The organism is Candidatus Methylomirabilis limnetica (assembly GCF_003044035.1).
GTDB lineage: Bacteria > Methylomirabilota > Methylomirabilia > Methylomirabilales > Methylomirabilaceae > Methylomirabilis > Methylomirabilis limnetica.
The window spans coordinates 1-13,741 of record NZ_NVQC01000040.1; the positions used below are offsets into that span (position 1 = coordinate 1).

Below are 13,741 nucleotides of genomic sequence, written 5' to 3' on the forward strand. Positions count from 1 at the left end.
TTGGTTGAAATAGCCATTGAGAAATCCTCCCGTTTTCTGCAAGGGGTGCAGACCGGATTTTACCAGATGCCACAAGGCTTACAGAGGATTTCATGTTAAATTCACCCACTCGATTACGCGAAGAGCCGAAATAATATTCCTTCACGTCCTCGCCGTGATTGCCTTCGCTGTTGGTCAGCCCGAAGAGCCGTTCCTTGAGAATGGGGTCCTTCCCGTTCCACAGGGTGAGTGCGAAGCAGAGGCGCTGCTTGTCATCGGAGATGCCGGCCAGACCATCCTCTCCCCAGCGGTAGGCGCGCGAGCGGGCATGATCGTGGGTGAAGAAATTCCAGGCATCGCCGTTCTCGCTGTAATCCTCGCGCACTGTCCCCCATTGGCGCTCCGAGAGATACGGCCCCCACTTCTTCCACTGCGCCGTCTTGCTGCGAGTCTCCTCCAGGCGACGATATTCGGCGTCCATTATTTGTCTCTCCTTCTTGTCCACGACCTTGCGTTCGTTTACCCCTGGACTCCAGATCGACTTCCTGGGGCCCTTCATCCGCTTGAGCCTGTTGCATTTACTCTTACGCTCACTCGGCCTGGAAGCTCATCTGACGCTCACCGAAATGCGCCAGCTTGGCAGGCAGTTCCAGTAGGATTTCCCCCTTTCTCACGCACGAACTCTACCAAGGGCGGCAAGTCGCGTCAAGGCCAGAGAGCAGAAAAGACGTTATTGACGCCACCTTCGCCTTTTCGGGACAGATAACCACTATATGATCTTGTCAGCCAGGCATGCTCATGCGGGAGTGCCGGAATATATACGGGGCCGCGTCGGAAGGCCTGAAGGAAAGCAAAAGCCACGCGGTCAGGGTTTAGTCCGTCCGTTCGAGCTTGAAGGACAGCACCGTTTGTCGTATCGTAACTACAAGGTAGATAGGCTGAAGGCTGAAGGCTTTTAGGGGTAAGTCATGCGTGATCAAAGAAAACTTAGAAAAGGTCTTGAATGGCTCGATTCGTGCCTTGCGAGATAATTTAGAACCTTCAGCCTTCAGCCTAAACACCTTGTAGTTACGTCGTATCATGGGCCGCACCTTGGGGGTGAAAGGGAATGTGATCGCGCACCCCCTGCATCTCCGCTCCTCAAGCGACCCACAAGGTTCTTACTTCAGTCCTATCCGTTTTAGGGTGAGCCGTCAGGAGCGTTGGCAGCGATCCCGCATGCAGAAGGGGCCTGAGAGACACGTGGATGAGCGTGGTGGAGCAGTGGACGTTTGTGAGGGAAAAGTCAGGCGATTTACTGTCCCCAAGCGTCCAACATGCCCTGCGCGTGTTGTTTCGTAACTACATGGACTCGCGGCTGGCGGTCTATAGTAAGCTGCCGGATCTGGACGCGGCCAGAGCGGAACTCGCCCGGTCCGAGGAGCTGCGACATAAGATTTGGAGCCGGGCGGTGGCCGTCGCGCTCATTGGCGCGCTGGCTCTCGGAACGACCGTGGCCCATGCCGCTGACTTCTCGACTTCGCTTGGGGCGGACGCGCTGCCGACGCAGCCGGCATTGACCGCTGAGCGGGCCAGGGGCGTCCCCACGGGCGAAGAAGTGAACACGGGGCAGGATCCCACCCGGCCCGTCACCCGAGTGGACGTGCGGTTCAAGTACCATGAGTCTGACCATAGGGCAGTGGACGGCGATTCGGTGCAGGTTCTGACCCTGCGGGCCGACTGGATGGTGCCGCTTGGGGGCGGCTGGGTGCTGGGCCTGCGCGGCGATCTGCCTCTGTCGTGGGACGACACGCCGAGCCTCGACAACCCGCGGGGCGTGCGGCAGTTCGGACTGTCGGACACCCTACTCCAGGGCTTCTTGATCACGCCGACGGCCGGCAAGTGGACCGCCGCCCTCGGCACCCAGGTGATCTTCCCCACGGCCCCCAAGGCCCAGATGGGCACGGGCAAGTTCCAGCTCGTTCCTTCGGCGGCCGTCAAGTACGATTTGGGTGGCTGGATTCCGAGGGCCTGGACGGCGCTCATCGTACGCCACGCCGTGGACGTGGGGCAGGCACAGGCCAGCCGTCCCTCCATCAACCAGACCATCGTGCAGCCGTTCCTGAATTTTGATTTGCCGTGCGAGTGGTTCTTGACCTTCTCACCCGAAATGCGGTACGACTGGCAGAGCGCTGACTGGCACATCCCGTTCAACGTGGAGGTGGGCACGATGGTGACCCGGCGGATCGTCATGTCCGTCGAATACAATGTGGCCATCGAGAAGAATCTGCCCTTGTATAAGCAGGCAGTGGAGTTCAGGGTAGGATACTTCTTTTGACAGGCTGCCGAAAAAGGCCCCCATCGTTCGCCGCCTTGCATTTGGAACTTCCTGCCCCCTCCGGCGGGTTTGAGCAGCCTATGGGCCCAGACGCGTTTTTAGGCATCTTGTTGAGGCTGCGAGCCCGCAGGGGGCCGCTCGCAATGGAAGTACTGCCACGCGCTTCCCGGAGGCCGTGGGGCGTCTGTACGATCTCGGCGTCCGTGAGCAGCGCCTGACTCGGTGCCGGCGTGCGCGGCGGCGAAGCGAGGCTGGGTGGAGTAGGACAGGGGCCGGCAAGGCAGAGGAGACAGGGCAAAAGGATTTTTTGGCTGGAATCGGGAAGGTGATTAGGGGGACCTGCGCGATCGCCGTGTTGAGGCGCACCTCTTCGAGCGCTGCTTCCTGGCCCGGACGGCCAGAAAAACACGGGTCATAAAGAAATTGATTTCTTTACGGGCTTCTTGAAGAACTTCCTATTCAATTTTTTTAAACTTCTGCAGCTCATGTTCATCGTCTATCTCAGAAACCGGCCTGAGAAGACAAATCTTCTCGTTTACTTCAATGGCCTCTTGATACAGTTGCGCAAACTTTCTATAGTTTGCAACCTCCTTTTCGGTCTTCTCCAGTTCCGGCCCCATCCGAAGATTTTGAGCCCGACTCACCCCCTTTTGGGTCGTATTCCAAAGATACTGGGGCCCGTGTCCCGGGTGATCCGGTTGGAAGCAGGCGCAGTTCTTTTTCCCGCACCTGCGAAAGTTGACCGAAATCATCCCAGGACGAAAGTCGCCGACAGCCGACATCTGCAGGTAGATCTTGTCGCGGCGCTCTTCCAGTTGTTCAAGTGGTGTTGCCATAAGGCCTCCTTATCTGATTGCTATGATAACAATCAGATTAGGAGGCCAAATAAAAGGGAAAGTCAAGTTTACCGATAAATTTGTCTTACACCCTTCAGCATGAAACTGAGAGATCACTCAGACCATGGGTGGGTTCCCTGCCTCCAGGTCCTGGGGCATCGAGGTCTTGACGTTGTAACCATAGGAGAAAGTGGCATATCGTTCCCAGACCTCTCCGAAGGTCAGGGTAATCCCCGGATCGCTTCCCTCTTATGGCAGGCCCTTCAAAAGCTTGTCCATCTCCTTGGCTGAGAAGGTCCGAAGAGTCTCAGTCCTGACATTCCTCAATGTCCCTTGGTGCGTCTGACTTATCATAGGGTGGTGAGGGCGTCAAGTTCATGCCCTCTCGCATATTTGGCCTTGAAGAACATGGCAAAACGTATAAGATGCTAAGGGAGTGGAATATTGGGAGGTCTTATGGCGGCACGTGGGGGTGGCAGTGCTCATTGGGCATAGCACAGGAGGTTGCCGTGGCAGACGAGAAACCAATTGTCGGACGCACGAAACATGGGGAGTTGACGCTTGACCAGATTGCCGAACTGCAACCTGGGTTAGGTCAGTTGATGCCGCTCATGAGCGAACGCTACTGGATTTGCTACTATGCCGCTAAAGGCGGTAATTGGGCGCTGGCCGCATACCAGCTCAATGGTCTGCGAAGCCTGTTCAAGAAGTCCAACACCACGCGGCCGAAGTACAAAGGGATGCTTGAGCGTTATGCCAAGGCAATCTTCGACCCGCTTGCGCAGTCCATAGAAGCCAAGAACTTCACCGAGTTCGAAGGGTGCTACCTGCAGGGTATTGAGCTGGCCAACGAGATGCACGTGACCACCCATCACCCTGAGATTATCTGGAAGCTCCCGTCCACTCCTCCGCAGCATCTGGAGATGGGGCCTTGTGTGTAGCGCGGTGTTCCACAAGTCTTTCGACATATTCGATAGCTCAAGGCCATAAAATCCCCCCTAACCCCCCTTTTGAAAAGGGGGGAAGTCGAACAGGATACTCATGAAACGGTTGACCGCTCTTGCCGTAGTCCTGCTTGTTTGCATGACCCTCGATTCGGTGGCTCAAGCGGAGCCCATGGATGCGCTGACGCTCCGTCAAGGAGACGTGAGGATAGTGAAGCTTGCCGACGACGCGAAGGTTTCAGACCTTCAGGGTGTCATAGACACGGGCGGCGTGCCCTCCGCCATCCCGATGTTCAGCAAGGGGGGTGCGCTGTACGGAATTGTCGCGGTGGACTTGTACCAGCAACCCGGTGAATACCAGATGACGGTGTATGAGGCGGCAACCAAACGAGCGTTATCCGCGAAAGCACTCATCGTGAAACAAGGGGAATTCGAGAAGAGCATCAGCCCGAGCTGGAATGCACACGTCTTTACCAAACCTGAGCTAGAAAGGATCGCCAGCGAGAAACAGGCAATGGCTGAGGCCCTTCGTACCTCCTCGTCTCAGCCCCTTTGGCAGGATGGGACGATCTATCCGATTGAAAAAACCGATCATACCGGATTGATCACAACCCCCTTTGGCCAGATCCGGATGAATCCAGCCCAAGACTGGTTTCGGTTTCACCGGGGAACCGATTTTCAGGCCCCCAAGGGCTTTCCGATACGAGCGATTGCCACCGGGAAGGTCGCGCACCTCGGCCATGATTATCTGTTGGAAGGCAATATCACGGTGATCGATCATGGCCTGGGGATCTTTTCTTCGTACCTGCATCAGTCGTCGTTTCTCGTGAAGATTGGGGATGAGGTCAAGAAAGGAGACGTCATCGGACGAGTCGGGAGCACCGGGAACAGTAACGCGCCCCACTTGCACCTTGCGCTCAAGATCGGCGGGGCAGTGGTCGATCCACTACAGTTTATTGAAGCGCTGCGAGGGCTATGACCGCGATTATTCTCCCCGTCAAAGCTCTCCAGCACGAAATAGGCGCTGGAGGCGGGAAAAATCGATACATCCTTAATCGATTCTGTGTAAAAAGTTCCTACCTCCTCCTCACAGGTTCATGGACTACCTTACTGCCCCCAGGGTTCTAACCAGCGACAGTGCTTCTACAGTACCCGACAACCGACCCGGGAGCCCGAAGAGTGGAGACCGTCTAAGAAAGCGTGTGCTGTCACTGTTTGGGCCTCTCTTGTCGCCGTTCGCCTGGACTGACCAGTCCATCAAATCCTTTTCCTCGCCTCTAAGTTTCGACAATTACGGGGACGGCGTGAGGCTGATCTGGGGGGGCCGCCGATTGGCAATGAACTTGCACGTAGTTTGCTGCGAACGGCTGTCCGAGTGGTTCGTTCCCTTTAACCTCTACCTGGAGGAGTGAAGCTATGCGAGTGTTGCGAAGAGGGCTTCTAGCCACCACCATTTGTCTTGCTGTATCAGTCTTTCTGTCGGCTGGTGTGAGCCATGCCAAGAAAGGCGGTTCGAAAATCAAGGTAGAGGTTGAAGCAGAGCTAGAGCCTTGCGGCGCAGTCGCTGCAGCTACCTCTCCGTGTGCCCCGAGCGGCACGCCGCCTGAGTCCGACGCCGAAGGGAAGGCGGAGCACAAGAAAGAGACCCATAAGGGGGTAATCAAGAAGGATGAGTTTAAAGGAAAGGTCAAGATTCCGGTCGATCCTGCATCTGCTTTGGGGATCGTGGACGAGGATGCGGCGGAGGGGGCTGACATCCGCCTGATCTTGAGCCACGCTGATGGTCCCGGTTCCTTCACCGACTTCGCCGAGTGCCGTCTTGCCTTCGATGAGATCGAGGAAGAGGATGACGATGATGAGGTCCAGGCAGAGTACAAGGTGGATGTTCGGATAAAGAAAGGGGCTGTGCAAGCGAAGAAGGGTGTGTGCCACATAAATCTGGCAACTACCGCCGAGTTGGGTGTTCCTGATGCCCGGGCTGGCGATCTGGTAACAGCCACGCTTATTACAGGCGGCACTCGAACTGATTTCCTGCAGGGCACTTTCGATCTGGATTGAACATCCGATTCTCTGAAGCTCCCACTACTAGGCGTGGCAAGGGGGTCGGGTAACAAACCGGCCCCCTTGTGCCTTTTCCAGACCTCAATTCCTCTTTACAATCTTCGAGTTATTGTGTTATTTTCGCTTCGTGGCAAGGAGGCGAGGCTATGTCTGGACATTCTAAGTGGTCGGGCATCAAACACAAGAAGGCTAAGATAGATGCCATTCGCGGCCGTGCGTTTACCAAGCTGATCAGGGAGGTCACGGTGGCCGCCAGGGTGGGTGGCGGCGACCCGATCGGGAATCCTCGTCTTCGATTGGCGATCGAGAGGGCCAAGGCTGTCAATATGCCCCAGGACAACATCCAGCGAGCCATCATGAAGGGTACGGGTGAGCTCCCCGGTGTATCCTACGAGGAGTATGTCTACGAAGGGTACGGGCCGGGAGGCGTCGCCGTCCTGCTTGAGGTGTTGACCGACAACAAAAATAGGACCGCCCCGGAGTTCCGCAAGGCATTTTCCAAGTACGGGGGAAACCTGGGTGAATCAGGATGCGTCGCGTGGCTGTTTGAAAAAAAGGGGCTGATTCAAGTGGAAGCGGCCACGGTTGATGAGGATCGGCTGCTTAGCGTTGCGCTGGAGGCAGGCGCCGAGGATGTTCTCCGGTCAGACGATACCTTCGAGATTATCACCGCGCCCAAAGACCTCGATCGGGTCAAAGAGTCTCTGGCGAAGGAAAAGATCGAGATCGCCGATGGAGAAGTGACTATGCTTCCGCAGACCACCGTCAAGCTGGAAGGGAAGCAGGCGCAGCACATGCTACAGTTGATGGAGGCGCTTGAAGATCACGACGATGTCCAGAATGTGTACGCGAACTTCGATATCCCCGAAGAGATCATGGCGGCAGTGACCGGCTAGGCCTGTGGTGAGCTCTGTCGAACCATCGGGTCGCCAGATGATCCCGATGGAACTGCTGTGCTGGTCTTAGGGGTTGATCCAGGGGCCAGCGCCACCGGCTACGGAATAGTGGCTCGCAGTGATGACGGTGTATTGCGAGCCGTCGATTACGGTAGCGTCCGCACCACGCCTAGAGACCCATTCCCTGTCCGCCTGCAACAGATCTTCAGCCGCCTGACCGAGCTAATCCGTTGTTATCAGCCGGAGTGCGCAGCGATCGAAAGCCTTATCTTCGCGAAAAATGTACAAAGCGCGTTTAAGCTAGGCCAGGCGAGAGGGGTCGCCCTTCTGGCTGCCGCACAAGGTGGCCTTAGCATCGCGGAGTATACCCCGCTGCAGGTGAAAAGCGCTGTGACCGGGTATGGCGCTGCTGGTAAAGGTCAGGTCCAGCAGATGGTCGGATCGCTCCTTGGTCTTAAAGAGCCGCTGCGTTCGACCGACGCTGCCGATGCGCTGGCCGTGGCCATTTGTCACCACCATTCGGCCCGGCTCCTGCACCTGTCGAGAGGTAGAGGACGGTGATCGCAGCGCTCCGCGGACTGTTGACATCCAAGGATCCAGGGCATATCGTTATCGATGTAAACGGGGTCGGTTACCAGGTCTTTATCCCCCTTTCGACGTTCTATCAGCTCCCGGAGATCCAACAGGAGGTACGCCTTCGCATCTACACGCATGTCCGCGAGGATGCCATCCAGCTTTACGGGTTTCATGCTCTCGAGGAAAAGATGATGTTCGAGTTGCTGACGGGAGTCTCCGGGATCGGGCCTCGCCTCGCATCCAACATCCTGTCAGGAATCTCGGTAGAAGAGTTTATCCCGGCCATTCTAGAGGGCGATATCGCAAGGCTCAAGGCGATTCCAGGGGTGGGTCGGAAAACGGCCGAGCGGATCATCTTGGAACTGAAGGATAAGGTCCTGGAGGTTCCTTGTGCGAGTCGAGCCGTGGTTGGCCACCAGCCGAGCCCGGAACGAGATCGCACGATCGAAGATGTCGTCTCTGCGCTGCTGAACTTAGGCTGCAGCCGCAAAGAAGCCTCGGCGGCGGCAGAGGCAGCGCATCAGGCCGTCGGCGATGAGGCGGACTTTGAACAGTTCGTCAAGCATGCGCTGAAAACCCTCTCCGAGAGGACAGGGAAACGGTTATGACATCGGAAAAACAGAAGAAGGAAAGCGGACCAGAACGGGTGGCGAACCGGCAGCTCCAGGACGAGGATCAGGATCTCGAGCTAAGCCTGCGCCCAAAAGCCTGGGATGACTACATTGGCCAGGAAAAGGTCAAGGCGAACCTCCAGGTCTTCGTACAGGGGGCCAAGGCGCGAAGAGAGCCTCTGGACCATCTGCTCTTCTACGGCCCGCCGGGGCTTGGCAAGACATCCCTCGCCTTTCTCATTGCCTCGGAGATGGGGGTGAGCATCCGGGTCACCTCCGGTCCAGTGATCGAACGGCAGAAAGACCTGGCGGCAATCCTCTCCAGCCTCAGGGAACATGATGTCCTGTTCATTGACGAGATCCACCGGCTGAATCCCCTAGTCGAAGAGACCCTATACCCGGCAATGGAAGATTACCGGCTGGACCTGATCATCGGTCAGGGTCCGAGCGCACAGACCTACCGGCTGAAGCTGCCGCGTTTCACGTTGATCGGGGCTACGACTCGCGCCGGGCTTCTGTCCTCGCCTTTGCACAACCGGTTTGGTGTGGTCCAGCGCTTGGACTTTTACGATGCGACCAACCTCTTCAGGATCGTCCTGCGGTCGGCAAAGATCCTGGGGGTATCGATCGTTGATGACGGCGCGTGGGAAATCGCGCGACGCTCCCGTGGAACGCCTCGCGTCGCCAATCGCCTGCTGCGGCGCGTCAGGGATTTCGCCCAGGTATTAGGCGATGGTATCATCACCAGTGAGGTTGCACAGGGAGCACTGGAACGGCTCGAGGTGGACACCATCGGGTTCGACGAAATGGATCGGCGGATCCTGTACACCATCATCGAAAAGTTTGCCGGCGGGCCGGTGGGAATCGAGACGATCGCAGTCGCTGTAGGAGAGGAAAAAGAGACGATCGAGGACGTCTATGAGCCATTCTTGATCCAGCAAGGGTTTCTGGCCAGGACCCCAAGGGGCCGCACTGTCACTCCCCTTGCCTTTGATCATTTCAAGCTCCCCCGCCCGGCCGAGTCGCAGGGCGAGCTATGGCACGGGTAGATTGCGTCTATAGCGTATCTAGCGTATGACGCGACGACACAATGGACGCAAAAGACGCAAATGCAGGGGCTAGATTCACTCGCCAGGATGTTGATCCTATTCGGCCTCATTCTGGCCGTCGTAGGGGGACTCATCCTGTTCGTCGGAAAGGTCCCTTTCATTGGGAGGCTACCGGGGGATATCTACATCCAACGAAAGAACTTCTCCTTCTATTTCCCCCTTACCACCTCAATACTGTTGAGCGTCCTCCTGACCATACTCTTTTCATTGTTTCGTCGCCGGTGAGCGGCGCCGATGCCGCCAGGAGCTGACTCATCCCGTGTCTAATCCTCTGCGGACAGCCGACTTTGACTACATCCTGCCCCCCGATCTGATTGCCCAGGCGCCCGCTCCAGAGCGTGATCGCTCGCGGCTCCTGGTCCTTGATCGGAACACGGGCGTCCTGCAACATCGAATCTTCCGAGATCTTCCAGAATACCTCCTTCCAGGAGATCTGTTGGTCGTCAATGAGGCTAAAGTGATCCCCGCCAGGCTCTTTGGTCGATCCGAGCGGCGACATCTCATCGAGGTATTGCTCCTGTGTGAAGTTGAAGCCGATCCCGACTTAAAGCGTGCCGGAACAAGCTGCTGGGAGGCTTTGGTCAAGCCATCCAGACAGGTTCGGACCGGCGACCGCCTTGCCCTGGCAGATGAAACGATCACGGCCGAGGTGATAGAGAAACGCGGTGAGGGACGCCACCTGCTCAAGCTCGCGTATGACGGAAAACTCGCCGACCTCCTGTGGCAATTCGGCCAGATGCCGGTTCCACCGTACATCAAAAGGCAGCGATCAGCGATCAGCAGTCAGCAGTCAGCAAAAGACGATCTGACTTCTCCATACCCTATACCCTATCCCCTAGACCCTGTTCTTTTGGATCGCGAGCGGTACCAAACGGTATACGCAAAGCATGAAGGGGCCATTGCGGCGCCTACGGCCGGCCTCCACTTCACACCGGAACTGATCGAAACGCTTACGCGGCAGGGCGTCGCCGTAGCCCCGATCACCCTCTATGTCGGCCCTGGTACGTTTCGTCCTATTCGGGTGGAGGAGGTTTCTGCGCATCAGATGGAGTCGGAGCGTTACATTGTTCCGGAACAGACGGCCCTGGCGGTCAAAGCCGCAAAGAGAGAGGGGCGGAGGGTGATCGCGGTCGGGACTACGACCGTCCGGGCACTTGAGCACGCCGCAGTCGATGGCGACGTGAGGTCCGGGGCCGGTGCAACAGACCTCTTTATCTATCCGGGCTATCGCTATAGGTGCATCGACGCCCTGATCACCAACTTTCATCTTCCTCGCTCCACCCTCTTCATGCTGGTCTCAGCCTTCGCAGGCCGGGATGCCGTCCTGGCTGCGTATTGTGAGGCTATCGCCCTACGCTACCGTTTCTATTCCTACGGCGACGCGATGTTGATTGTATGATAAGGTAGCCGGATGGCAATCAGCGGATTCTGACCTAGCTGAAAGCTGAACGCTGAGTGCTAACAGCTTCATAGGAGCGATAGTGACCTTCGAGTTGCTGAAGATCGATGCTGCAACAGGCGCACGGCGGGGGCGGCTGAGGACGCCCCACGGCGCGGTGGAGACCCCTGCATTCATGCCCTGCGGGACTGGAGGCGCGGTCAAGGCGCTCACGCCCCATGAGCTGGAGACCGAGGGGGTACAGATGGCCCTGTGCAACACCTACCACCTCTACCTGCGTCCAGGCCATCGACTTATTGAGGAGCTTGGCGGTTTGCATCGTTTCATGGCGTGGTCCGGCTCGATCCTCACCGACAGTGGGGGGTTCCAGGTCTACAGTCTGGCTCCATTACGACAGATCTCGGAAGAGGGGGTGAGCTTTCGGTCCCATCTTGACGGATCACTTCACTTTCTCTCGCCGGAGCTCGCCATCGAAGTCCAAAAATCTCTTGGGGCGGATATCATCATGCCGCTTGACGAGTGCGCCCCCTATCCCTCTACCACTGACTACCTTCAGCGGTCGCTAGGGCTGACGCTCAAGTGGGCAGAACGGTCCCGGGTAGCCCATCTCAATGGGCAACCGGCGTTGTTCGGCATCTTACAGGGCGGGACCGACAAGGCGCTTCGGGAACAGGCCGCAACAGCCCTGCAGAAGATCGGCTTTGACGGCTATGCGTTAGGCGGTCTCGCCGTCGGTGAGCCGAAAGCGGTAATGTACGAGACCGTCGCTCACACCACACCGCTCTTGCCTGTCGATCGGCCTCGCTACCTGATGGGGGTCGGAACGCCGGAGGATCTCGTGGAAAGCGTTATGCGGGGGGTGGATATGTTCGACTGCGTGATGCCCACCCGGCACGGCAGGACCGGAAGCCTGTTTACCAGCCAGGGCCGGATCAATATTAAGGGGGCGGCGCATGCGTCAGACGAGAGGCCGCTCGATCCCGCCTGTGATTGTTACACGTGCCGGCACTTCTCCCGCGCCTATCTCCGGCACCTCTTTATGGCGGGCGAGATCCTTGGGCTGCGCTTGAACACGCTTCACAACCTTCATTTCTATCTTACGCTCATGCAGCAGATCCGCCAAGCTATCGAAGATGGGAGCCTTACCGCATTCCGGACAAGGTTTCTTGAGGAAGCTGGTACGCTGAATCGCGACGAAACCGTGGCATAACAGAAGAAAACCAAGAGGAGGTAAGAAAATGGGAATGGCGTTTGCGCAGGATGCAACACCGGGAGGTCCACCTTCAGGCATGCTCGGGGCCCTCATCACTCCGATAGCAATATTCGTTGTCTTTTATTTCTTAATGATTCGCCCCCAGCAGAAGAAGTCGCGAGAGCAAAAGGATATGCTCGAAAACCTGAAGACCGGCGATGAAATCATAAGCACTGGAGGATTGTACGGTACAATAGTCAAGTTTGGTGATAACGACCGGGTCAAGGTCAAGATCGCCGAGAATGTCACGATTGAGATCGCCAGAAGCGCCCTCACCGGTAAGGTCACTACGACGACGGAGGTGGCGAAGAGTTAGAGCGATTAAGCCTGTCCTCATATGCTTTATTACGGGGAGCATAAAATAGATTGCACTCTTGCACAACATCTCCAGCAACTTCCCCATTTGCTAAAGGGGGTAGGCTATTTTAGGCTCTGAGTAATAAGTGGGGAACTACACCTCCAGGGTAGTGCACTTCAGGTGCTGGCTCTCCCGGACGCTAAGCAAGATCTGGTGATCCTGAGCTTGGGTGCGTAGCTCGTTCAGTCGAAGGAAGCAATGGGTGGCAGGCACCCGCCTAGACGAGCATCTATTGGAAGAGCTCAACTGGTAGGTGGTAGGAGCAGCGTCCGTCCATGAGACGGCTTGTTGCAGACCTGACTGCTAACGGGCTACGGCTTTCTCCTCCCATGCCGCATAGTCTTCGGTGAAATATTTAAGCCGAACTTTTTTGAATTCTCGCGTCGTCCACAGCATCGCGTAATCGCCGATACCCGTCTCTCGGCTGATCTCCGCTACCGTCTCCTCACAGGCTTCGCGGCTCTTCTGATGGACCATCGTAAAGAGCGTAAACGGCCACTCCGGGTAGATAGGGCGCTGATAGCAGTGGCTCACCGCGCGAAACTGCGCCATTTGATGTCCTGTGACCTCTATCTTTTCTTCAGGTATAGGCCACGCCACCATCACGTTCCCGGTATAGCCGGCCTTACGGTGGTTGAGGATCGCGGCAAAGCGACGCATGATGTTTCGCCGTAAAAGTTCTTGGGCGCCGGCCAACAGTGCCTCAACTTCCAGTCCGCACTGCCGGGCGACCTCGCGAAACGGCTCCTCTGCGAGCGCCAGATCATGTTGCAGAACTCGTACGATCTGGCGCTCCGTAGGATTTAAGCAATACCCGGTAGCGTGGCCGTTACCCGCGAAGAAATTGCCCTTTTCCTTGCGCGTACCTGTACCTTCAGCGTCCATATCCAGGCGCACCCCGATCTTGAAGACTCTGAGCGTCGGAAAAAGCCGTACCGCGTCAGCGCCTGTATCTCGCGCTAAAACGGCTACGCTACCCTCAAGCCCGAGTTGGCTTTCAGACTCAACCGCGAGGGTAAACCATACATTATACGGAAAACACGCCTCAGGCGTGTAGCCGCTGGAGAATACGCACGAACGCAGGTAGTTGTGGCTTACGCCCGGATGAGCGTTAATCCAGACGGCAGCCTGGTCAATACGCTCCTCACGCAATCGGAATCCGACCAGCGATGACCGATAGCCAAGGCGCGACGTGTCGAAGATGGCGCCGATGTTCCGGATGAGGCTTTCGGCTTTGAGTCGGGCAACACGCCCGAGCACATCGCCTTCGGTCAGTCCCAGGCCTTCGCCGAGGGCACGGTAAGGGCGCTCCACAAGTGGGATACCGGCCTGTATAGCGTCCAACAATTTACCGTCAATTGTGTCTATCCCGACCACTGGAATCCCTCACCTTTTGTCACCCG

General features: G+C 57.1%; 14 protein-coding genes and 1 pseudogene. 12 read left to right on the plus strand and 3 right to left on the minus strand.

Features of this window, described 5'->3' with window-relative positions:
- A pseudogene (locus CLG94_RS12740) lies at positions 1-460 on the minus strand (hypothetical protein); the annotation flags it as partial.
- Positions 461-1,225: 765 nt separating this feature from the next.
- Between CLG94_RS12740 and CLG94_RS12750 the strand changes: the two are divergent.
- Complete coding sequence (locus CLG94_RS12750) at positions 1,226-2,296, plus strand: hypothetical protein (RefSeq protein ID WP_107564061.1); 1,071 nt, start codon at positions 1,226-1,228, stop codon at positions 2,294-2,296.
- Positions 2,297-2,751: 455 nt separating this feature from the next.
- Here the strand turns inward: CLG94_RS12750 and CLG94_RS12755 are convergent, their stop codons facing one another.
- Positions 2,752-3,132 carry a DUF6788 family protein gene (locus tag CLG94_RS12755; protein ID WP_107564062.1) on the minus strand — a complete coding sequence of 127 codons (381 nt, stop codon included), beginning with the start codon at positions 3,130-3,132 and terminating at the stop codon, positions 2,752-2,754.
- A gap of 509 nt (positions 3,133-3,641) precedes the next feature.
- On the opposite strand from CLG94_RS12755, the gene CLG94_RS12760 reads away from it, so the two are divergent.
- The 11 genes from CLG94_RS12760 to yajC all read left to right on the plus strand — a co-directional run bounded on the left by CLG94_RS12760 (position 3,642) and on the right by yajC (position 12,296).
- The gene (locus CLG94_RS12760; protein ID WP_107564063.1) at positions 3,642-4,073 is read left to right on the plus strand and encodes a hypothetical protein; all 432 of its coding nucleotides are present in this window, start codon (positions 3,642-3,644) and stop codon (positions 4,071-4,073) included.
- A gap of 100 nt (positions 4,074-4,173) precedes the next feature.
- Positions 4,174-5,055 carry a M23 family metallopeptidase gene (locus CLG94_RS13830; protein ID WP_275666235.1) on the plus strand — a complete coding sequence of 294 codons (882 nt, stop codon included), beginning with the start codon at positions 4,174-4,176 and terminating at the stop codon, positions 5,053-5,055.
- A 437-nt stretch (positions 5,056-5,492) separates the two neighbouring features.
- Positions 5,493-6,134 carry a hypothetical protein gene (locus tag CLG94_RS12775; RefSeq protein WP_107564065.1) on the plus strand — a complete coding sequence of 214 codons (642 nt, stop codon included), beginning with the start codon at positions 5,493-5,495 and terminating at the stop codon, positions 6,132-6,134.
- A gap of 149 nt (positions 6,135-6,283) precedes the next feature.
- Complete coding sequence (locus CLG94_RS12780; RefSeq protein ID WP_107564066.1) at positions 6,284-7,033, plus strand: YebC/PmpR family DNA-binding transcriptional regulator; 750 nt, start codon at positions 6,284-6,286, stop codon at positions 7,031-7,033.
- A 57-nt stretch (positions 7,034-7,090) separates the two neighbouring features.
- On the plus strand, positions 7,091-7,594 hold the full coding sequence (gene ruvC, locus CLG94_RS12785) for a crossover junction endodeoxyribonuclease RuvC (protein ID WP_107564067.1): 504 nt from the start codon (positions 7,091-7,093) through the stop codon (positions 7,592-7,594).
- The gene (gene ruvA, locus CLG94_RS12790; RefSeq protein WP_107564068.1) at positions 7,591-8,217 is read left to right on the plus strand and encodes a Holliday junction branch migration protein RuvA; all 627 of its coding nucleotides are present in this window, start codon (positions 7,591-7,593) and stop codon (positions 8,215-8,217) included. Before ruvC ends, ruvA begins: the two co-directional genes overlap by 4 nt.
- A 38-nt stretch (positions 8,218-8,255) precedes the next feature.
- Complete coding sequence (ruvB, locus tag CLG94_RS12795) at positions 8,256-9,269, plus strand: Holliday junction branch migration DNA helicase RuvB (protein WP_161954189.1); 1,014 nt, start codon at positions 8,256-8,258, stop codon at positions 9,267-9,269.
- A 60-nt stretch (positions 9,270-9,329) separates the two neighbouring features.
- The gene (locus CLG94_RS12800; RefSeq protein WP_107564070.1) at positions 9,330-9,554 is read left to right on the plus strand and encodes a DUF2905 domain-containing protein; all 225 of its coding nucleotides are present in this window, start codon (positions 9,330-9,332) and stop codon (positions 9,552-9,554) included.
- Between the two features lie 34 nt (positions 9,555-9,588).
- A complete protein-coding gene (locus CLG94_RS12805) occupies positions 9,589-10,728 on the plus strand; it encodes an S-adenosylmethionine:tRNA ribosyltransferase-isomerase (RefSeq protein WP_432264772.1) in 1,140 nt (379 codons plus the stop codon).
- Positions 10,729-10,810: 82 nt separating this feature from the next.
- Positions 10,811-11,938 carry a tRNA guanosine(34) transglycosylase Tgt gene (tgt, locus tag CLG94_RS12810; RefSeq protein ID WP_107564071.1) on the plus strand — a complete coding sequence of 376 codons (1,128 nt, stop codon included), beginning with the start codon at positions 10,811-10,813 and terminating at the stop codon, positions 11,936-11,938.
- Positions 11,939-11,966: 28 nt separating this feature from the next.
- Positions 11,967-12,296: a preprotein translocase subunit YajC gene (gene yajC / locus CLG94_RS12815; RefSeq protein ID WP_239993256.1), complete on the plus strand. Its 330-nt coding sequence runs from the start codon at positions 11,967-11,969 to the stop codon at positions 12,294-12,296.
- A gap of 345 nt (positions 12,297-12,641) precedes the next feature.
- Here the strand turns inward: yajC and ahbA are convergent, their stop codons facing one another.
- Positions 12,642-13,715, minus strand: a complete 1,074-nt coding sequence (gene ahbA, locus CLG94_RS12820) for a siroheme decarboxylase subunit alpha (RefSeq protein ID WP_161954186.1) — start codon at positions 13,713-13,715, stop codon at positions 12,642-12,644.
- Positions 13,716-13,741: the final 26 nt, after the last annotated feature.